At 65.9% G+C, this 20378-nt stretch carries 16 protein-coding genes; 6 read left to right on the top strand and 10 right to left on the bottom strand.

Annotated elements, in window-relative coordinates; all coding sequences use genetic code 11:
* Positions 1-23: 23 nt before the first annotated feature.
* Genes EXZ48_RS21930 through EXZ48_RS21900 form a run of 7 tightly spaced genes read right to left on the bottom strand, consistent with a single transcriptional unit; the run spans position 24 to position 8612 of the window.
* Positions 24-1460 carry an NAD-dependent succinate-semialdehyde dehydrogenase gene (locus EXZ48_RS21930; protein WP_023516967.1) on the bottom strand — a complete coding sequence of 479 codons (1437 nt, stop codon included), beginning with the start codon at positions 1458-1460 and terminating at the stop codon, positions 24-26.
* Between the two features lie 19 nt (positions 1461-1479).
* Positions 1480-3432 (bottom strand): 3-hydroxyacyl-CoA dehydrogenase NAD-binding domain-containing protein, encoded by a 1953-nt coding sequence (locus EXZ48_RS21925; protein ID WP_130518247.1) that lies wholly within the window; start codon positions 3430-3432, stop codon positions 1480-1482.
* A 43-nt stretch (positions 3433-3475) separates the two neighbouring features.
* The gene (locus tag EXZ48_RS21920) at positions 3476-4735 is read right to left on the bottom strand and encodes a CaiB/BaiF CoA-transferase family protein (RefSeq protein WP_130518245.1); all 1260 of its coding nucleotides are present in this window, start codon (positions 4733-4735) and stop codon (positions 3476-3478) included.
* Positions 4732-5766, bottom strand: coding sequence for an ABC transporter ATP-binding protein (locus EXZ48_RS21915; RefSeq protein ID WP_130518243.1), 1035 nt, complete (start codon positions 5764-5766; stop codon positions 4732-4734). The genes EXZ48_RS21920 and EXZ48_RS21915 overlap by 4 nt, the downstream gene beginning before the upstream one ends.
* Positions 5763-6761 (bottom strand): ABC transporter ATP-binding protein, encoded by a 999-nt coding sequence (locus EXZ48_RS21910; protein WP_130518241.1) that lies wholly within the window; start codon positions 6759-6761, stop codon positions 5763-5765. The genes EXZ48_RS21915 and EXZ48_RS21910 overlap by 4 nt, the downstream gene beginning before the upstream one ends.
* The gene (locus EXZ48_RS21905) at positions 6758-7594 is read right to left on the bottom strand and encodes an ABC transporter permease (RefSeq protein WP_130518239.1); all 837 of its coding nucleotides are present in this window, start codon (positions 7592-7594) and stop codon (positions 6758-6760) included. Before EXZ48_RS21905 ends, EXZ48_RS21910 begins: the two co-directional genes overlap by 4 nt.
* Before the next feature lie 4 nt (positions 7595-7598).
* Positions 7599-8612, bottom strand: a complete 1014-nt coding sequence (locus tag EXZ48_RS21900) for an ABC transporter permease (RefSeq protein WP_130518237.1) — start codon at positions 8610-8612, stop codon at positions 7599-7601.
* A gap of 184 nt (positions 8613-8796) precedes the next feature.
* On the opposite strand from EXZ48_RS21900, the gene EXZ48_RS21895 reads away from it, so the two are divergent.
* Entirely contained in the window at positions 8797-9654 is an 858-nt protein-coding gene (locus EXZ48_RS21895) for an IclR family transcriptional regulator (protein ID WP_130518235.1), read from the top strand.
* Between the two features lie 24 nt (positions 9655-9678).
* Positions 9679-10968, top strand: coding sequence for an acetoin dehydrogenase dihydrolipoyllysine-residue acetyltransferase subunit (locus tag EXZ48_RS21890; protein WP_130518233.1), 1290 nt, complete (start codon positions 9679-9681; stop codon positions 10966-10968).
* Between the two features lie 3 nt (positions 10969-10971).
* On the opposite strand, the gene EXZ48_RS21885 is transcribed toward EXZ48_RS21890, so the two are convergent.
* The 3 genes from EXZ48_RS21885 to EXZ48_RS21875 are packed head-to-tail and all read right to left on the bottom strand — an operon-like array spanning position 10972 to position 14033.
* Positions 10972-11619, bottom strand: coding sequence for a class II aldolase/adducin family protein (locus tag EXZ48_RS21885; protein WP_130518231.1), 648 nt, complete (start codon positions 11617-11619; stop codon positions 10972-10974).
* The gene (locus EXZ48_RS21880; protein ID WP_130518229.1) at positions 11616-12884 is read right to left on the bottom strand and encodes a four-carbon acid sugar kinase family protein; all 1269 of its coding nucleotides are present in this window, start codon (positions 12882-12884) and stop codon (positions 11616-11618) included. The genes EXZ48_RS21885 and EXZ48_RS21880 overlap by 4 nt, the downstream gene beginning before the upstream one ends.
* A gap of 9 nt (positions 12885-12893) precedes the next feature.
* Positions 12894-14033, bottom strand: coding sequence for an acyl-CoA dehydrogenase family protein (locus EXZ48_RS21875; protein WP_130518227.1), 1140 nt, complete (start codon positions 14031-14033; stop codon positions 12894-12896).
* 148 nt (positions 14034-14181) lie between these two features.
* Between EXZ48_RS21875 and EXZ48_RS21870 the strand changes: the two genes are divergently transcribed.
* From EXZ48_RS21870 to EXZ48_RS21855, 4 genes are all read left to right on the top strand, one after another.
* Positions 14182-16356 carry a thiamine pyrophosphate-dependent enzyme gene (locus EXZ48_RS21870; protein WP_130518225.1) on the top strand — a complete coding sequence of 725 codons (2175 nt, stop codon included), beginning with the start codon at positions 14182-14184 and terminating at the stop codon, positions 16354-16356.
* A gap of 45 nt (positions 16357-16401) precedes the next feature.
* Positions 16402-18000 (top strand): ABC transporter substrate-binding protein, encoded by a 1599-nt coding sequence (locus EXZ48_RS21865; protein ID WP_130518222.1) that lies wholly within the window; start codon positions 16402-16404, stop codon positions 17998-18000.
* A 52-nt stretch (positions 18001-18052) separates the two neighbouring features.
* The gene (locus tag EXZ48_RS21860) at positions 18053-19297 is read left to right on the top strand and encodes an aminotransferase class III-fold pyridoxal phosphate-dependent enzyme (RefSeq protein WP_023515890.1); all 1245 of its coding nucleotides are present in this window, start codon (positions 18053-18055) and stop codon (positions 19295-19297) included.
* A 79-nt stretch (positions 19298-19376) separates the two neighbouring features.
* Positions 19377-20351, top strand: coding sequence for an aminotransferase class IV (locus tag EXZ48_RS21855; protein ID WP_050745125.1), 975 nt, complete (start codon positions 19377-19379; stop codon positions 20349-20351).
* The last annotated feature ends 27 nt before the right edge of the window (positions 20352-20378 follow it).

Below are 20378 nucleotides of genomic sequence, written 5' to 3'. Positions count from 1 at the left end.
GGTTGCACGAAAGGACCGGCGTGTCAGCCCTTGCGGGTCACGAGCCGGGTATCGAGATAGGCCTGCAGCGCTTCCGAGCCTCCCTCCGTACCATGGCCCGAATCCTTGATCCCGCCGAAGGGGACTTCGGGCAGGGCGAGGCCGAGATGGTTGATGGAGACCATTCCGGCCTCCACCTCGTTACCGAGGCGCGTCGCGGTGGCGCTGCTGCGCGTGAAGGCAAAGGCGGCAAGGCCATAGGGCAGGCGGTTCGCCTCGCTGATCGCCTCTCCGAGATCACCGAAGCGGTTGACGACAGCGACGGGGCCGAAGGGTTCTTCGTTCATGATGCGCGCCGCTACCGGCACGTCGGCCAGCACCGTCGGCTCGAAGAACCACCCTTCATTGCCGATGCGACGGCCGCCGGTCGTCAGCTTCGCACCGTGTTCGACGGCGTCGCCGATCAGGCTTTCCAGCGCCGGGATGCGCCGATCGTTCGCCAGTGGCCCCATCTCGATATCGGCATCAAGGCCGTTGCCGACCCGCACCGCCTTCGCCCCGGCCGTAAAGCGCTCGGTGAAGGCATCGGCGATCTTCTCCTGGACGAGGAAACGCGTGGGCGAAACGCAGACCTGCCCCGCATTGCGGAACTTGTTGCCGACCATCAGGTTCACGGCAAGGTCGAGGTCCGCATCCTCGGCGACGATGACGGGCGCATGGCCGCCAAGTTCCATCGTGGCGCGCTTCATGTGTGCGCCGGCAAGCGCGGCGAGCTGCTTGCCGACAGGCGTGGACCCCGTGAAGCTGATCTTGCGGATGACCGGATGCGGGATGAGGTATTCCGAAATCTCGGCCGGAACACCATAGACGAGATTGATGACGCCGGCCGGGATACCCGCGTCCGCGAAGGCCTTGATGAGGGCCGCGGGCGATGCCGGAGTTTCCTCGGGCGCCTTGACGATGATCGTGCAGCCGGCGGCAATCGCTGCGGAAAGCTTGCGAACGACCTGGTTGATGGGGAAGTTCCACGGCGTGAAGGCGGCGACAGGCCCGACGGGCCGCTTCAGGGTGATCTGCAGCACATCCGGTGCGCGGGAGGGGATGACCTGTCCGTAGGCGCGCTGTGCCTCGCCGGCAAACCACTCGATGATATCGGCGCCGGCCAGCGTCTCCATCCGTGCCTGCGATACCGGCTTGCCCTGCTCCAGCGTCATCGTGACGGCAATCTCGTCGGCGCGCTCACGCAGGATGTCGGCCGCGCGGCGCATCAACCTCGCGCGCTCGTAAGCCGATGTCGCGCTCCACTGCGGGAAGGTGCGGTCGACGGCCGCCAGCGCCTCGTCGAGATCCGCCCGATCCGCCCAGGCGACGGTGCCGATCGGCTGGGCCGTCGCCGGGTTGAGAACCGGAATGGTCCGTCCGCCGGAGGCCGGCCGCCAAACACCGTCGATGAAAAGCAATGTGTCAGGATAGGTCGTCATCGTAAAATCCTCATTCGTATCATACGCGGTTCGCATCGGCGCGGCCGATCTGGAACATCGGCCCGCCGCGCCTTCGCGGAAAGCCATAGCCGTGGACTTCGACGAGGTCGATATCGGCGGCGCTTGCGGCGATGCCTTCTGCGAGGATCGCCTGTCCCTCCTGTGCCATCGCGGCCATCAGTCTGGCAACGATTACCTCGCCGGCCATGTCCGTTCGCGGCCCCATGAGTGGTGCGAGAATCCGCTCGGCCTCGGCGGAGGGCTGCGGGCGGCGGTCGCCGGGCGCGTAGTCGTACCACCCGCCACCGGTCTTCTGGCCCTTGCGCCCCGCACGCACCAGCAGATCGCCCGGCATGTCCGGTACGGGTTCGCCCCGCTTGCGGGCCGCCTCGCGATGGAGAAAGGCAATATCGAGGCCCGCCATGTCCTGCATTTCGAATGGTCCCATGGCAAAGCCGAAGCCGCGCATCGCCGCGTCGATGGCGGCGATGCCGACGCCATCGCGAACCAGCGCCTCCGCTTCCGTCCGGAACCTTCGGAGGATGCGGTTGCCGATGAAGCCGTCGCAGATGCCCGCGCGCACGGGGATCTTGCCGAGGCGCCGGGCGATTTCGAAGACCGTCGCCAGCACGCCCGGCGCCGTTTCCGGTGTCGGTACGATTTCGAGGAGTTTCATGACATGCGCCGGACTGAAGAAATGGAGGCCCAGGAAACGCCCCGGTTCCGGCAGGCCTTCCGCGATCAGCCGCGGGTCGATGTAGGAGGTGTTGGTCGCAAGAATGGCATCCGGCCGGCAGAAACGCCCCAGCTCCGCGAAGACGGTGCGCTTGACGGCGATATCCTCGAACACGGCTTCGATCACGACGTCGCAGCGCTCCACGCCGCCATAGCCGATGTTCGTTTCGAGACGGCCCAACCGCTCGGCCACCTCTTCGCCCGTTGTCTGTCCCCGGCGCTGCGATGCCTCGAAAAGGTTTGCGAGCGTTTCGCGTGCCCGTGAAACGCCGGCAGCGTCCTGCTCGACAAGCACGACGGAGAGACCGGCATTGAGAAGTGCGGCGGCGATCCCGCTGCCCATCGTTCCGCCACCGACGACGCCGGCGGTGTCGACGGGTCTCGGCGCTGTCCCGCGGATATCCGCCGGTCGCATCGCTGCGCGCTCGGCGAAGAAGAGATGGCGCAGGGCGGCGGCCTCTTCGCTTCCGCGCAGCGAGAGGAAGGTCGCCCGCTCGCGCGCAAGCCCGGCCGCGGCACCTTGCTCGACCCCGCATTTGAGGACCTCTAGTGCCTGCAGGGGCGCCGAAGCACCCTTCGCGCGCGAAGCGATCCTCTGTTCCGCTTCCGTCCAGATCTCCTGCGCCGGTTCGGATAGGGGACGATCGAGGGTTGGCGGGGGCAGGGCCCTTTCGAGCGCCACGCGCACGAAGGCAATGGCGCCCGGCAGCAGCGGTTCCTCGACAATGGCATCGACCAGTCCGAGCCGTACAGCCTCTGCGGCGTCCAATGTATGGTTCTCCGCAACGACCCGGATCGCCTCGGCAATGCCGATCACCCGCGGCAGGCGCTGCGTGCCGCCGGAACCCGGAATGATGCCGAGATTGACCTCCGGCAGGGCGAAGCGGGCGGTTCCGGTCGCAACTCTCATGCGGCATCCGAGCGCCAGTTCCAGGCCGCCGCCGAGCGCCGCACCGCGGATCGCCGCAACCCATGGCTTTGCCGCCCGCTCGATCCGGGCGACGACATCGGGAAGGAACGGCGGCTCCACAGGGCGGTCGAATTCGGTGATATCGGCTCCCGCGACGAAGAGGGCGCCGGTTCCTGTGAGGATGACGGCCCGGATCGCCGGATCCTTGTCGAACGCCTGGGCCAGGGTCAGCAGCCGTTCCCGCACGGCCGCGTTGATGGCGTTGACCGGCGGATTTGCGATCGTGACGATCGCGATTCCGCCGTCGATATCGATGTTGACGGTCATCTTGTTTCCCGGTGTTGCAGGCTCGTATCGTGCGGCCGCGCGCCTATGCGATCGCGCTTTGGGCGGGCAGCGGCGACGGCGCGCTCTTGATATCGTGGCAGGTGACGACGCCGGCGCGCACCAGGCTTTCGATCTGCGCCTCCTCGAAACCCAGCACGTCGCGCAGCACGCTACGCGTATCCTCGCCGAGAAGCGGCGGCGCCTTGGCATCGGCATGTGCCTGTGCGGCAAGTCCGTGCGCGGGCCGGATCAGCGAGACCGTGCCGAGTTCCGGATGCTCGAGGCGCTGTACGACGCCCCGCTCCGTCACGCTCGGGCTCTGGAGTGCTTCGGACACGGACTTCACCTGTCCGGCCGGCACGCTCGCCGCGAGGCAGGCGGCAAGCCAGTGCTCGCAGGTTTCCCCGGCGATGATCGTTGTGAGGAGCGGCAGCAGCTCGTCCCTGTGCACGGCGCGCTGATGAGAAGTCACGAACCGCGGATCGCGGGCAAGGTCCGGCCGGTCGATCACCTTTTCACAGAAATCGACGAACATGCGGTCATTGCCGACGGCAAGCGCGAACGTGCCGTCGCTTGCCGCGAAGATCTGGTAGGGCACGACCGTCGGATGCGCGTTGCCGTAACGCACCGGCTCCACGCCGGCGTTGAGATAGCCGGTCCCGACGTTGATCAAGAGGTTGAGCGTGGCATCGAGCAGCGCGACGTCGATATACTGCCCGGTGCCCGTATCCCGGCGCTGGTAGAGCGCGGCGAGGATCGACTGGGTGGCGACCATGCCGGCCACCACATCGGTGAAGGCGACACCGAGCCGGTTTGGGGGGCCATCCTCCTCGCCCGTGATCGACATCAGGCCGCTTTCCGCCTGCATGATGAAATCGTAGCCCGGCCGGTCACGCTCGGGGCCTGTCTGGCCGTATCCGGAAATCGCGCAGTAGACGACGCCCGGATTGATCTTCCGGATATCCTCGTAGCCGATACCCAGTCGCTCCACGGTGCCGGCGCGAAAATTCTCCACCACGACATCGGCTCTGGCCGCAAGGTCGAGCACGATCTGCCGGCCTTCCGGTGTCTTCAGGTCGAGCGCGATGCTCTGCTTGCCGCGGTTGGCGCACAGATAGTAGGTGCTGACCCCCTTGAAGTTCGGCACGGACCAGGCGCGCGTGTCGTCGCCGCCCTTGATGTTCTCGATCTTCCAGACCTCGGCGCCGAGATCCCCGAGGCTCATGGTTGTCCATGGTCCTGCAAGAACGCGTGTCAGGTCGAGCACACGGATACCCTCGAGCGGCAATCTCAATTGCGTCATTCCATTCCTCCAGGCCCGCTCTTCTCGCGAGCCGACAAACCGGTCTCCATGGCATTCGGAAAGTGGCAGGCGACCGAATGGCCTTCCTCTCGTTCGTTCAGCGGCGGCTCCACCTCCGCGCAGACCTTCTGGGCGATGGGGCAGCGCGTGCGGAAGCGACACCCGGACGGCGGATTGAGCGGGCTCGGCAGGTCACCCTTCAGCACGATGCGCGAGCGGCTGCGTTCCAGCGCCGGGTCGGCGAGCGGCACGGCGGACATCAGTGCCTGGGTATAGGGATGCATCGGCGCCCGGTAGAGCCGGCGCTTTTCAGCGATCTCGACAATCTTGCCGAGATACATGACAGCCACCCGGTGCGAGATGTGCTGCACGACGGACAGGTCATGCGCAATGAAGACATAGGCCGTGCCGAAATCCCGCTGGATATCCTTGAGGAGGTTGAGCACGCCCGCCTGCACGGAGACGTCGAGCGCGGAGACCGGCTCGTCGAGCACGAGCAGTTCCGGTTTCAATGCCAGTGCCCGGGCGATCACCACGCGCTGGCGCTGGCCGCCGGACAATTCGTGCGGATAGCGCTGGCCGTGTTCCGGGTTGAGGCGGACGAGGTCGAGCATCTCGGCGACCCGTTCCTTGCGCCCGGCCTGCGAGAGGTCGCTGATGCGCAGCGGCTCGGCAATGTTTTCGGCAACGCGCATGCGCGGATGCAGCGATGCGTAGGGATCCTGGAAGACCAGCTGGATCTTGCGGCGCAGCGCGCGCATCTCGGCGGGGTTCACCGCGTTGATATCGCGGCCGCGGAACAGGGTCTGCCCGCCGGTAGGCTCGATCAGTCGCAGGATGCAGCGGCCGAGGGTGGACTTGCCGCAGCCGGATTCACCGACCAGCCCCAGCGTTTCGCCGGGCTTGACGTCGAAGGACACGCCGGTCACAGCGTTGACCTGGGCAATCTCGCGCTCGAAGATCAGCCCGCCGGTGACGGAGAAGCGCTTCGAGAGGTCCCTGACGGAGAGGATGGGGTCCGGCCCGGTCATGCAGCGCTCCCGACAAGAAGGGTGGCGAAATGGCAGGCCGCCCGGTGGTCGCCCTCCGTGCGGACGGGCGGCGGCATATGCTTGCAGATATCCTGCGCCTGCGGACAGCGGGGATGGAAGGCGCACCCGCCAGGCAGTTTGCCGAGGGGCGGCGGCGCGCCGTCGATGGAGAAGAGCCGCTCTTTCTCCTCTGCCATGTTGGGGATCGAGGCGATAAGACCTCGCGTATAGGGATGGGCCGGCCGCGCGAAGAGGGCACCGACGCTCGCCTGTTCGACGACCTCGCCCGAATAGACGACAGCGACCCTGTCGGCATGCCCGGCGAGCACGCCGAGATCGTGGGTGATCAGGACGAGCCCCAGGTTCAGCCTGCGCCGCAGGTCCGTGAGGACGTCCATGATCTGCGCCTGCACGGTCACGTCGAGGGCGGTCGTCGGCTCGTCGGCGATCAGGAGATCGGGGTCGTTGGCCACGGCCATGGCGATCATCACGCGCTGGCGCATGCCGCCGGAAAATTCGTGCGGGTACTGGTGGATGCGCCGGTCGGGCTGGGGAATGGCGACGAGGGCGAGCAGTTCGGCTGCGCGATCCATGGCCGCTTTCTTCGAGACGCCGGCATTGTGCAGCCGGATCGTTTCGGCGATCTGCGCGCCGACCGTCATGACGGGATTGAGCGAGGACAGCGGATCCTGGAAGATCATGGCGATGCGTGAGCCGCGCAGGGCACGCAATTGCGCCATGGGCATGCCGACCAGCTCGCGCCCCTTGAACCGTGCCGATCCGCTGACGGAGGCGGTCTTCGGTTGCAGCCCGAGGGCGGAAAGCATGCCGACCGACTTGCCGGAGCCGGATTCACCGACGATGCCCAGCACCTCGCCGTGATCGACCGCGAGGCTGATGCCGCGCACGGCCTCAAAGGATTGCCCGTGGCGGGTGAAGGAGACGCGAAGGTCGCGAACGGCAAAGAGCGGTTCCTGTTGCATGGTGCGCCTCATTTCGACTTCGGGTCGAAGTAGTCGTGCAGGCCGTCACCGATGAAGTTGAAGCCGAGCACGATGGTCAGGATGGCAAGGCCCGGCCCGAGGGCGACCCACCAGGAATAAAACTGCGCTGCACCGTCGGAGATCATCGAACCCCATTCCGGCGTTGGCGGCGTGGCGCCGAGGCCGATGAAGCTGAGCGAGGCGGCAAGCAGGATCACCTGGCCGAGATCCATCGTCGCGCTGATCAGCACCGGCGTCCAACAGAGCGGCAGGATGTGCTTGAAGAGGATGCGGCCCTTGCCGGCACCTGCCGCGACCGCAGCCTCGACATGCTCGCGCTCCCGGGTCTCCAGAACCTGCGCACGCATCAGGCGGGCATAGACAGGCCACCAGACGATCACCATGGCGACGGTCGCATTTTCAAGGCCGGGGCCCAGCGAGGCCGCCACGGCCATGGCGAGGAGCATCGGGGGGAAGGAGAGGGTGACGTCGACGAGCCGCATGATCGCCGAGCCGAGCAGGCCGCCGGCATACCCGGAAATCGCGCCCAGCATGGCCCCGATCGTGACGGAGAGAGCGACCACGACGATGGCGATCGGGATCGAGTGCTGTGCGCCGTAGAGGGTTCGGCTCAGGACGTCCCGCCCGAGCGCGTCGGTCCCCAACCAATGGCTCCAGCTCGGTGCCTGGAGTCGCCGGCCGACCATGTCGAGCGGGGCATAAGGGCTCATAAGCGGCGCGAGCAGCGTGACGGCGAGCCAGAAGACCACGATCGCGATGCCGATGGCGAGCGGGATCGACAGCCATGCCGGCCGGCGGAAAGAAACGAGGGTCGCAGCGATCATGTTCTTACCCCAGGCGCACGCGCGGATTGGCGATGACATAGGCGATGTCGGTGATGAGGTTCGTCAGCAGGAAGACGACGCCCCCGACGATGGTGACCCCGATGATGGCGGGAAAATCGAGGCCGCGTGCCGCCTCCACCGCGTAGGACCCCATGCCCGGCCAGGAGAAGATCGTCTCGGTCAGGACGGCTCCTGTGAGCAGGTAGGCGAAGGAGTAGCCGATGACGGTCAGCGTCGGCACCAGCGTGTTGCGCAGCGCATGGCGCACCACGACACGAAGCTCCCCCGCCCCCTTCGCACGCGCCGTCAGGATGAATTCCCGGTCCAGCACCTCCAGCATGTTGGCGCGCACCAGCCGCGATATGGTGCCTGCGACGGCCCAGCCGAGCACGAAGGCCGGCAGGATCAGATGCCACAGCGCGTCCAGAAAGAGCCTCACGTTCCCGGCGATCAGCGTGTCGATGGTCATGAAGCCGGTGACGGAGGCCGGAGGGGTTGCCCGCGGATCCAGCCGGCCGGGGCCGGGCAGGACGCCCCATTTGACCGAGAAGACATAAAGCAGCGCCAGTCCCAGCCAGAAGACGGGAATGGACGATCCGAACAGGGCGAAGAAACGCGCCGCATGGTCGATGACCGTATTGCGGAAATAGGCCGCCAGAACGCCCAGCGTGATACCGATCGTCGAGCCGATGACCATCGCGGCAAGAACGAGCTCCATCGTGGCCGGCAGGCGGAAGAACACGTCCTGCGCGACGGGCCGGCGCGTGATGAAGGAGGTGCCCATGTCGCCGGACAGAAGATTGCCGACATAGATGACGTAGCGTTCCGGCAGACTGCGATCGAGCCCCCAGCGCGCCTTCGCGGCGGCCACTGCCACCGGATCGTTCATCTGCCGGTCCGACACGATCGCCGTCAGCGGGTCGCCCTTCGTCACGGTCGTGAGCAGGAAGGCGAGCGTCACGATGCCGAGAACCAGGAAGGGCATCGCGACCAGGCGTCGCAGAATGTATCGTGTCACAAATCGCGTCCTTTAACCCGTGTGCCATCCCGTGCCGACCGGCGTATGGGGAGATCGATGCAGGCATTATTGACAACAGGCGAAGCGGACGTCAACATAAATGAAATTATATTCCATTTACGGTAGATCGACAGATCGCGAAAATCCGCTATGGCTCCAGCAGCGCTGACACGAAAGGCAAGACATGCGTAAACGGACCAAACCGGCAGACGGCAGCGAAGGCGCGGAGGGCGGGAATTCCGCCGCTTCGCTGACACGCGGGCTGGAAATCCTGCGATCGTTCACCGCCGACGACGCCACGCTCGGCAACCAGGACCTTATCGAACGGACGGGCTTGCCGAAAGCAACCGTCTCGCGCCTGACCTCGACGCTCGTCGGCCTCGGCTATCTCCACTACGACGACATGCTCGGCCGCTACAGCATCGGGCCCGCGACGGTGTCCCTCGGCTACTCGGCGCTCAGCTCCAGCGCCGTCATCCATATGGCAAGGCCCCTGATGCAGGAGCTGGCGGACCAGACCGGCGCAGCCGTGGCGCTCGGCACGCGCGACGGGCTGGAAATGGTCTATCTTGCCAATTGCCGCTCCATGAGCCCGGTTTCGCTGCGCCTCAATGTCGGCTCGCGCCTGCCGATCTACCGCACGGCCATGGGCCTTGCCTATCTTGCCGAAATGCAACCGGACATTCGCCAGTCCGTCGTCGGGCAACTGGTCGTGGCCGAGCCCGAAAAGGCCGAGGAACTCGACCGTCTTGTGACGAACGCAATCGAGGACTACCGGCGCGACGGGTTCATCAGCGCGTTCGGCAGCTGGCACAGTTACATCAATGCCGTCGGCGTCGCCTTCCGGCCGACGGATGGCTCGCCCCTCGTCGCCCTCACCTGCGGCGGGATCGTCGATATCCTGTCGCGCAACCATTGCCGGGAAACCGTCGGTCCCGGGCTGCTCCGGCTCACGCGCCGCCTGCGCGCGCGGCTTGCCGGGGAGCCCGATCCGTTCCCGACCTCGCAACGACCACCCACCTGGAAAACCTCGGCCGAATAGGCTCAAGCCTCAAGGGATCCCCCAATGCCCACCCATGTCGTCTATCCGAAGGTCAGTCTCGAAATGTCGAGCGGCCGTATCGCCCGCTGGCTTGTTGCAGAGGGCGAAACCGTTCGGCAGGGGCAGGTGCTTTTCGAGATCGACAACGACAAGGCCGCCGTCGAGGTCGAATCCCCTGCGTCCGGCGTCATTCACACCCTTGTTGAAAGCGAGATCGAGGTGGATGTCGGGGCGGATGTCGCACGCATCTATGGCGATGGCGAGGCCTACGGCGGGATGGAAATACAGGAAGTCGAGACCGGGGAAGCCGTGACCGAGGCGAGCCGAGCCATTCTCTTGCCGGGCGCGCGGCGAAGCGGGCAAGGCCCCAACCCCACCCCCCTCGCCCGCCGCATCGCGCGCGAGCATGGCATCGTGCTGGATGGCCTCACCGGTACCGGTCCGGGCGGGCGGGTCCAGAAGACCGACGTCGTTGCGAGGATCGGCGATGCTCTCCGGCTTGCGACAATCGAAATGCCCACCGTTCTGCCCGCGGTCCGAAAGGATGGCAGTCCTGCGCCGCTGAATGCGACCTGGCTGCGCAAGGGCGACGGCCTGCCTGTCGTGCTTCTCCATGGCTTCAGCGCAGACCTCAACAACTGGCGCGGCATGCTCGCCGGCGCGCGCGCGGACTGGCCGGCGCTGGCGATCGACCTTCCCGCGCACGGCCGCTCGCCGCATGCGATCCCCGACGACCTCGACCGGATGGCGGCAACCATCGAGGCGACCGTCGCGGCAGAGCATGACGGCCCGCTCGTGCTGGCCGGTCATTCCTTCGGCGGGGCGCTGGCGGCGCGGCTGGCAAGCCGCGGGCAGCTGGATATCCACGGTCTCTGCCTTGTCTCTCCCGCAGGCCTCGGGCCTGAGATCAACGGCGCCTTCGTTGCGGGCGTGTTACGCGCGCGGCAGCGGGAGAGCCTGAAGCCCTGGCTCGACCTTCTGGTGCACGATGCCGCCGTCATCTCGCCGGCCTTCCTGCAGGCGGTGGTGCAGCAGCGTGACGACACGAGCCTGACGGCGGCGATGGGGGCCTTTGCCGAGCGGTTCTTCCCGGATGGAACACAGTCGATCTCCATCCGTGACGATCTCGCTCGGCTGTCCCAGCCGGTGCGCATCGTCTTCGGCCGGCAGGACCGTATTCTCCCCTTTAGTGCCACGGTAGGCCTTCCCGGCAATGTCGGCCTGCATGCCGTCGATGCGTGCGGGCACATGCCGCATCTCGAATATCCGGCGCTGGTAATGAAGATCCTCGGCGAAGTCCGCAGAAGCGGCTGACGGTCAGCGTTTCGCCTGCTGACCATAGGTGCCGTAGCGGGCGCGCACATCGACGAGTTCCGCCTGCGTCAGGAGAACGGGCTCGCCGATCGACCGGGCGAGCACGTATTGGCGCGCCAGCGTTTCCAGCTTTTCCGCGCGCGTCAGAGCGGTCCCGACATCGGGGCCGATCGTGACTGCTCCGTGATTGGCCATCAGGCAGGCGGAGTAGGTCGTGCCCATGGCGGCGACCACCGTTTCCGCAAGCGCGACACTGCCGAAGCAGGCGTAGTCCGCACAGGGTATCTCGCTGCCGCCAAAGCCGGCGACCATATAGTGGAACAGCGGGATCGCCCGGCGCAGCGCGGCAAGGGCGACGCAGTGATCGGGGTGGGTGTGGACGACGGCGCCCGCATTCGTCGTGGCGTAGAGCCTGGCGTGAATGGCCCATTCCGAGGACGGCCGCCAGTCGCCGATCCAGGCTCCGTCGAGATCCATCGTAACGATCTGCTCGGGCGCAAGGGTGTCGGGCGCGATGCCTGTCGGCGTGATCAGCATCCCTTCGCCGTGTCGCAGACTGAAATTGCCGACCGTGCCGCTGTTGAGGCCGATCGCCACCGATCGCCGGCTCGCCTCGACCAGGGCCATCCTCGCTACCGCTTCGTTCGTCATCGTGCACTTCCTTGGTTCATCGCCTTGACGGCCCTGAGCAGGATGTCGTCGGCGCCCAGCTTGCCGGGTTTGAGGTATAGCGAAAGGGGTACTGGCCCGGTGGAGACGCAGAAGCCGGTTCCGAGCGGGCCATCCGGCAGGGCCCGAACGGCGGTAATGCCGAGCGCATCGACAACCGCGCCCGACGTTTCTCCGCCCGCGACGACAAACCGTCGGACGCCGCGATCACACAATCCCTTCGCGATGGCGCCAAGGATGCGCTCCGCCCGGCGGGCCGCCTCCACGCGGCCGAAGGCGGCCTGTACCGCGGCGACACCTTCCGGTCCGGTTGCCGTCGAAATGGCGAGGGGCGCCGTGCCGATCCGCCTCGCGGCCCAGTCGAGCGCTGTAGAGACAAGCCCCTCCTCCTCGGCCGGATCGAGCAGATCCAGCGACAGGCAGGGGTGCTCGGCTGAAAAAGCCGCAAGCTGCGCCAGGACGATCGGCCCGACGCTTCCGGCAAGCACGGCCGTGGGGCCATCGACATGCCGCGGTGCGGGCATCGTGCCTGGCCGCATGGCACGGCCGAGGCGGGTCGCATAGGCGATGATCAGGGGGTCGCTGGCGACGACGACGCGGTCCATCGATGCGGCGACCTCGGCCGCAGTCTCGACGTCGCCGTCATCGGTCGTATCGAGGAAGACGTGGCCCATTCCCTCGGCCGCGAAAGCCTCGATGGAGGTGCGTGCCGCATCGGTGCCACTGCGAAGGGCGGCATGGTTGAGGAGCGCGATCCGGTGCGGCGTCTGCCGCCCGAGGAAACGGACGAGATCGGGGTCGGACATCGGGGTCAGCGGGTCGAAGCGCTTGATCGATTCGGAAACGAGGCGGCCGCGATAGAACATGTAGCCCTGATGGACCGTTGTGCCGAAGCGGGGAAAGCCGGCGCTCATCAGCACCGGCCGCTGGCCTGCACGATCGGCGAGGTAGTCCGCCGCCGGGCCGATATTGCCGTCTTCGGTGGAATCGAACGTGGCGCAGGCCTTGTAGGCGACGCGCCTGCAGCCGGCCTGCAGAAACGCGTCGGTGAAGCGGCCCAGTTCGGCAAGCGCTTCCGGGACGGGCACCGTGCGCGTCCGCGTGCCGGCCATCACCACGGCCGCGGGCGGGATTTCGCCCTCGGGACGGAACAGTACGGGACAGTGGATACCGGCGCCTTCCAGATAGCCGGCGACCATGAGGGCGCCGGTAAAGTCGTCAGCGATGATTCCAAGGGCTCGCTGCATCGTCCGGCCTCAGGCGTTCAGCATTTCGCGGGCGATGATGAGCTGCTGGATCTGTGATGTGCCCTCGTAGAGCCGGAACAGCCGGACGTCGCGGTAGAAGTGCTCGACCGGATAGTCCTGCATGTAGCCGGCCCCTCCGTGGATCTGCACTGCACGGTCGGCGACCCGGCCGACCATTTCCGAACAGAACAGTTTCGCGCTTGCAGCCTGCTGGATGACGCGATCACCTGCATCGAACCGCCGCGCTGCTTCCAGCACCATTGCGCGTCCGGCAAAGGCCTCCGTGGAACTGTCGGCGAGCATGGCCTGGATGAGTTGGTGCTCGGCGATCGGCTTGCCGAACTGCACCCGCGCGCGCGAGAACCGCACGGCCTCGTCGCACAGCCGCTCCGCGGCGCCCACGCAGACGGCGGAGATATGCAGGCGGCCGCGGTTGAGCACCTTCATCGCGGTCTTGAAGCCAGCGCCTTCCACGCCACCGATGACGCTGTCGGCGGGGATGCGGCAATTGTCGAAGATGACGTCGCAGGTGCGGGTGCCGCGCTGCCCCATCTTCCTGTCAATGGCGCCGAGGCTGAGGCCGGGGCTGTCCTTCGGCACCAGGAAGGCGGTCACGCCCGCAGGTCCTGGTCCGCCGGTGCGCGCCATGACGGTGAAGACATCGGCCACCGGGGCGTTCGTGATGTAGCGTTTCGTGCCGTTGAGGATGTAGTGGTTGCCGTCTCGCCGTGCCGTGGTCTTCACGGCGCCTGCATCCGAGCCGACGTCCGGTTCGGTGAGGGCGAAGGAGCCGATGGCCTCGCCCGTCGCCATGCGCGGCAGCCAGTACTGTTTCTGTGCTTCCGTGCCATCGACGATGACGCCCTGCGAGCCGATGCCGTTGTTCGTGCCGATGACGGAGCGGAAGGCGGGAGAAGCATACCCGAGCTCGAAAGCGACGAGCACCTCTTCCTCCATCGTCAGGCCGAGTCCGCCGTGTTCTTCCGGGATGGACATGCCGAAAAGGCCCAGCGCCCGCATCTCCGCGATGATCTCGGGTGGGATGGCGTTTTCCTCCTCCACCCGGGCCTCCGCCGGCAGCAGCCGTTCGCGCACGAACCGGCGCACCATCTCAACCAGCGCGTTCAGCACATCGGCGTCCCGGATCATCGCATCTCTTCCTCTTTGGCGGCCTGTGAAAATTTCTGTTGCATCCAAAGGCTGGCACAGCTTAGTGTGCCGTTCAACAGAAATCGGAATTTATTTCCATAAACGGTAATCGAGCCCACTGCGGCTCCCTTGCGACCCGAGGACACGAATGGCACGCCAGATACCGCTCGCCCCCTCCGCGCCCTGGTTCCGGCTGGAACTGGACGAGGCAGACTGGAGCGAGGAACAGGCAAAAGACCTCGTCCACTGGTATGGCCAGATGCTGCTCATCCGCCGGTTCGAGGAAAAGCTGCTCGATCTGGAGAAGGCCGGGCTCATCCACGGCCCGGCCCATGCCAGCATCGGCCAGGAGGCCGGTGCGGTCGGCGCCATGGCTGCGCTCGGTACCGACGACAAGATCAACGGTACGCACCGCGCCCACCATCAGGTGTTGCTGAAGCTGCTCAATCCCTCGGTTCCCGATGGCTTCGACATCCGCAAGGACGCCTTCACGCCCGGCATGGACGAGGCGATCTACCGCTTCATGGCGGAGATCATGGGTTTGACCCCTGGCTATTGCGGCGGGCGGGGCGGCTCCATGCATATGCGTTTCGCTGGCGCTGGCGTCGTCGGCACCTCGGCGATCGTCGGCGGCAACCCGCCCCATGCGGCGGGCTACGCGCTCGCCGACAAGATGCTTGGCCGCGACCATATCTCCGTTGCTTTCTTCGGCGACGGCGCGGCGCAGAACGGGGCGAGCTACGAGGCGATGAACATCGCAGCCGCGCAGGGTCTGCCGGTGATCTTCTTCATCGAGAACAACCTCTACGGCGTCTCCACGCACATTTCGGACGTGACGCGCGAGACGCGGCTGTCGTCCCGCGGCGCGATGCTCGGCATCGCCTCGATCGAATGCGATGGCATGGACGTCGTTGCCGTGCATCGCGCCATGGCGGAGGCACGCCGCATCATCCGCGAGACGGGCGGCCCCGTGGTGGTCGAAGCCCTCTGCTATCGCCATTTCCATCAGTCCGGCTCCCGCAGCGGCAGCGACTTCGGCTATCGCACGAAGGAAGAGGAAGCCGCATGGCGCGCGCGCGATCCGATCGCGCTTGCCGAAGCGCGCCTGACGGCGCTCGGCCTGCTCTCCCCCGAAGAGTTCGCCAAGATCGACGCGCTGGTGACGGATCGGGTCGCCGCCGCGGCCGGAAGGCTGACCGAACCGGTCCCCGGTGGAAACACGCTGCGCATTCCCGACAGCCTCTGGCCGGATCCGGCGACGCGCGACCATGGCATTCTGGGCAACCTTTCCGAGCTTGCCGGAAAGCGTTTTCTCGACCACGACGACATGCGCCCCGACGCCGTCGAGAAGGTGAAGTTCGTTACTGCCGCCTCCGAGACGCTGGCTGCCGCGATGGCGCGCGATCCCCGCATCATCGTCATGGGCGAGGATGCGCACCAGATGCGCGGCGGCGTCAGCGGCTTCACCAAGGGCGTTCTGGAACGCTGGCCAGAACGCGTCCTGCCCATGTCGATCGCCGAGAACGGCTTCACGGGCGTTGCCCTCGGCGCGGCGCTTAACGGCCTGCGACCGGTGGTCGAGATCATGTTCGGCGATTTCTGCTTCACCGCGGCCGACCAGATCGCCAATGGTGTCGGCAAGGTGCGGCACATGTTCGGCGACGGTTTCCCCGTTCCGATCGTCATGCGCGTGCGCATCTCGCCCCACACCGGCTACGGCTCGCAGCATTCCGGCGATCCCTCGGCCCTTTTCGGCCTGTTCCCCGGCTGGCGCATCGTCACACCGTCGAACGCCTTCGACTATATCGGCCTCATGAATTCGGCGCTGGCCTGCGACGACCCCGTCGTCGTCTTCGAGCACACCGAACTCTACCAGAAGGAGTTCGAGGTGCCCGCCGGCGACCGGGACTTCTTCATTCCCTTCGGCACGGCGCGCGTCGTGCGGCCGGGAAGCGCCTGCACAGTTCTTGCGACCTCCGTCATGGTGCAGAACGCGATCCGGGCGGCTGAGGAGGCGGGCATCGATGCTGAGGTCATCGACCTGCGCAACATCGACCATCACGGCATCGACTGGCAGCGCATCGGCCAATCCATCGACAAGACGGGCCGGGTCGTCATCGCCGAGCAGACTGCACGCAGCCTGTCGATGGGCGGCACCTGGGCCGCCGAGATCCAGGAGCGCTTCTTCGACTGTCTCGACCACGAAATCCTGCGCGTGACCGGTGGGCTTGCCGCCCCCACGGTCTCGGCCGCCCTCAACCGCGCAGCGCTCGCAACAGTGGCCGACGTGCGGGACGCTTTGCTTCGAATTGCGGAAAAATAGTGGAACAGGGCATCCGCAGCCCGTCAAACTGGAGGTATCCAACCGATGAAACGACTTTTTCCATCGAAATCCAGACTGGCCTTTCTCTCGCTCGCCCTCTCCGCCACGATCCTCGGCGGAGCCACCCACCTGGCATCGGCCGAAGAGCGCGCTTTGGTGATCGCCCGTGACATGGACGTCAACTCGCTCGATCCGGCTCGCGCCTGGTGCGACACCTGCCAGATCTACAACACCTCCGTCTATGAGCAGCTCGTGACGCTCGACAAGGACAACAAGGTGCAGCCGCTGATCGCCTCGAGCTGGGAGATCAACAAGGAACAGACCCAGCTGACCTTCAAGCTCGATCCGGCCGCAAAGTTCTCCGACGGCACGCCGGTCGAGGCCAAGGATGTGAAATGGTCGTTCGAGCGGCTGAAGAACATCAAGGGCAACGGCGCCTTCATCGCCGACCCCATCAGCTCGATCGACATTCCCGACGCGCAGACGGTCATCGTGAACCTCTCCGCGCCGAATTCGGAGTTCCTCAACCAGGCGGCTGCGGGCTTCCTCGGCATCATCAACAGCGATGTCGCCGCCGCCAACGGCGCGCTCTCGGATGCGACGGCGGTCGACAAGGACACGTCGGAAAACTGGTTCCTGAGCAACTCCGCCGGCAGCGGTCCCTTCGTCCTCGAATCCTACGAGCCGAATTCGGAACTGCGCCTGAAGCGCAACGACAACTACTGGCGCAAGGCCCCAACGATCCCGCAGGTCGTCTTCCGCCAGGTCAAGGATGCCGTGGCGCAGGCGCAGATGCTGCAGTCCGGTGCCGCCGATATCGCCATGCAGATCGACGCGGAAACCGCCAAGACGCTCGAAGGCAGCAATGTGGTGGTCGACAAGGTGCCGTCCTACAACTTTGTCTACATTGCGTTGTCGCCGGGTGCCAAGGCCAACACCGTCAAGCTGACGCCCGAGGTGCGCGAAGCCATCTCGATCGCCATCGACCGCACGTCGCTGATCGACTTTACCGTTGGCGGCGCCGGCCGTGCCATCGCAACGCCCATCCCGCTCGGCTTCCCCGGCGGCGACAACCATGAGATCCCTGCCTACAATCCGGACCGCGCCAAGGAGCTGCTGGCAGCCGCTGGCATTGGTGACGGTTTCACGCTGAAGTCGATCTATCCGGACATGAACGTCTATGGCGTCGATTTTTCGCTGATGATGCAGAAGATCCAGCAGGATCTTGCCAAGGTGGGCATAACGGTCGAGTTGTCGCCGGTTCCCTTCGCCAACTGGCGCGAAGCCGCCAACGGCGACCATATTCCGCTGACCGCCGTCTTCTTCGCCCCGGACTTCTTCGGCACCTCGCAATATGTCGATGTCTTCGGCCTGTCGGAAGGCTCCGTCTGGGCCAAGCGGGCGGGCGGCGCGACCGATCCCTCGATCATCAGCACCGAAACCGGCAAGCTGCGTGAACAGGCGCTCGCCGCGCCGGCCGAGGAGGCGGAAAAACTCTGGTTCGATGCCGGTGAGCAGATGGCCAAGGCCCGGATCATCATCCCGATGGTCAGCCCCGACCTCATCCTGGCGCACAGCCCGACCGTCAAGGGCGTTCGCTACAGCGCCTGCTGCAACCTGCCGCTCGCCGAAATCACGAACTGACCGAGCCATCGGGAGAGGCGAAATGCTTCTCCCGCCCAGGAGGACATACAAGATGACAGCGAAACTGCTGAACAGCCGCGATACGGAACTCGTCGAACGCGCCCAGCGCGTGGTGCCGAACGGCATGTGGGGACATATGGCGACCCGGGCGATCGCACCGGGCTATCCGCAATTCTTCTCGCGCTCGGACGGTTGCCGCGTCTGGGATGCGGATGGCAACGAATACATCGATTTCATGTGCGCCTGGGGGCCGAACGTGCTCGGCTATCGCCACCGGGACGTGGATGCCGCGGCTCTCGCGCGGATCGATGCGGGCGATGTCGGCAATGGTCCGACAGAGAGCATGGTGGAGCTGGCCGAACTGCTCGTCGATACGCTCGATCATGCCGACTGGACGCTTTTCCAGAAGAACGGCACGGATGCGACGACGGCCTGCGTCACCATTGCGCGTGCGGCCACCGGGCGCCGCAAGATTCTCGTCGCCCGCGGTGCCTATCACGGCGCCGTTCCGTGGTGCTCACCTTCGCTGCTCGGCGTGACGGCGGAAGACCGGGCCCATATCATCGTCTTCGACTATAACGATGCTGCAAGCCTCGATGCCGCGGTCAATGCTGCGGGCGATGATCTGGCGGCTATCCTGCTGACCGCCTTCCAGCATGATGTCGGCAAGGACCAGCACCTGCCGCAAGCCGCCTTCCTCGCTCATGCGCGCAAGATCTGCGACCGTACCGGCGCGGCCCTCATCCTCGATGACGTGCGCGCGGGCTTCCGCCTAGATGTTCGGGGCAGCTGGGCGCGCTACGGGGTCAAGCCCGACCTTGCGGCCTATTCGAAGGCCATCGCCAACGGCTGGCCGCTTGCCGCCGTGGCCGGTGCGGAACGCTTTCGGGAAGGCGCAGGCAAGGTCTTCGTCACAGGCTCGTTCTGGTACGGCTCTGCTGCCATGGCGGCCGCGGTCAAGACCGTCCAGATCCTGCGGGACAGCGACGCCCTTGCGCATACGGAGGCGATGGGTGAGCGTTTCCGGACCGGCCTCTCGGAAATTTCTGCCCGGCACGGCTTCACGCTGCGGCAGACCGGTCCGGTGCAGATGCCGATGGTGCTGTTCGACGGTGACCAGGAGCTGAAGATCGCCAACGCCTTCTGCCTGGCGGCCCTCAGACGCGGCATCTATCTGCATCCCAAGCACAACATGTTCCTGTGTGCCGCCCATACGCCCGGGGATATCGACCGGGCACTCGAGGCCGCGGACGGCGCCTTCCGCGACATCGTCTCGGCGGGCGTGCTCGCCGCCTGAACGCCGCCGCCCCGACCCTGCATGCCGCCTGTGGGCGGCGTGCACCGGCGTGTCACCCCTTTTTCGAGGCAGGGCCATCATGTCCTATACGGACCACATTTTCGACGACTATCGCCTGCGCGTGAAAGCGCTCGAAGCGAGCGACAATCCATTCGCCAAGGGCATCGCCTATATCGCAGGGGAATACGTCCCGCTGCACGAGGCACGCATTCCGATCCTCGACCAGGGTTTCCTGCATTCGGATCTGACCTACGACGTGCCGGCCGTCTGGAACGGCCGGTTCTTCCGGCTGGAGGATCATCTCGACCGTTTCGAAAAGAGCTGCGCCCAGTTGCGCCTCAAGAGCCCTCTGTCACGGGAGGAAATCCGCGATCGGCTCGTCGAGATGACGGTCAAGAGCGGTATCCGCGATGCCTATGTCATGATGATCGTGACCCGCGGCCTGCGCTTCGTGCGCCAGTATGCGCCCGAGGAGTGCGACAATTTCTGCTATCTCATGGTCATGCCCTATCTCTGGGTCATGGACGAGGCGACGCAGAAGAACGGTGGCAGCGCGGTCATCACCCGCACGGTCCGCCGCGTGCCGCCGGGCGCCATCGACCCGACCGTCAAGAACCTGCAATGGGGCGATTTCACCCGCGGCCTGATGGAGGCGCGTGATCGCGGCGCGATGTACCCGATCCTGACCGATGGCGACGCGAACCTCACCGAAGGCTCGGGCTTCAATGTCATCCTGATCAAGGACGGCAAGCTCTACACGCCGAGAAAGGGCGTGCTGGAAGGCGTGACGCGCAAATCGGTGCTCGCGGTCGCCGAGAAGCTCGGATACCCCTACACGATCGACGATGTGCCGGTGGAACTCGCCTACCAGTGCGACGAGATCCTCTTCGTCACGACTGCCGGCGGCGTCATGCCGATCACCACGCTTGATGGCCAACCGGTCGGTGACGGTCAGGTCGGCCCCATCAGCAAGGCCCTCTGGAAGGGCTACTGGGACGCTCATGCAGATCCGGAGCTGAGTTTCGCTGTCGAAGACTATCGGGCTGGCGGCTGACCCCCCTGCCCTGCGGCAAGCCGGAAT

Origin of the sequence: Shinella sp. JR1-6, assembly GCF_004284735.1 — a bacterium.
Taxonomy (GTDB): domain Bacteria; phylum Pseudomonadota; class Alphaproteobacteria; order Rhizobiales; family Rhizobiaceae; genus Shinella.
Note: the sequence above shows the minus strand (reverse complement) of the source record. Positions and strands in the feature narration are given on the sequence as shown.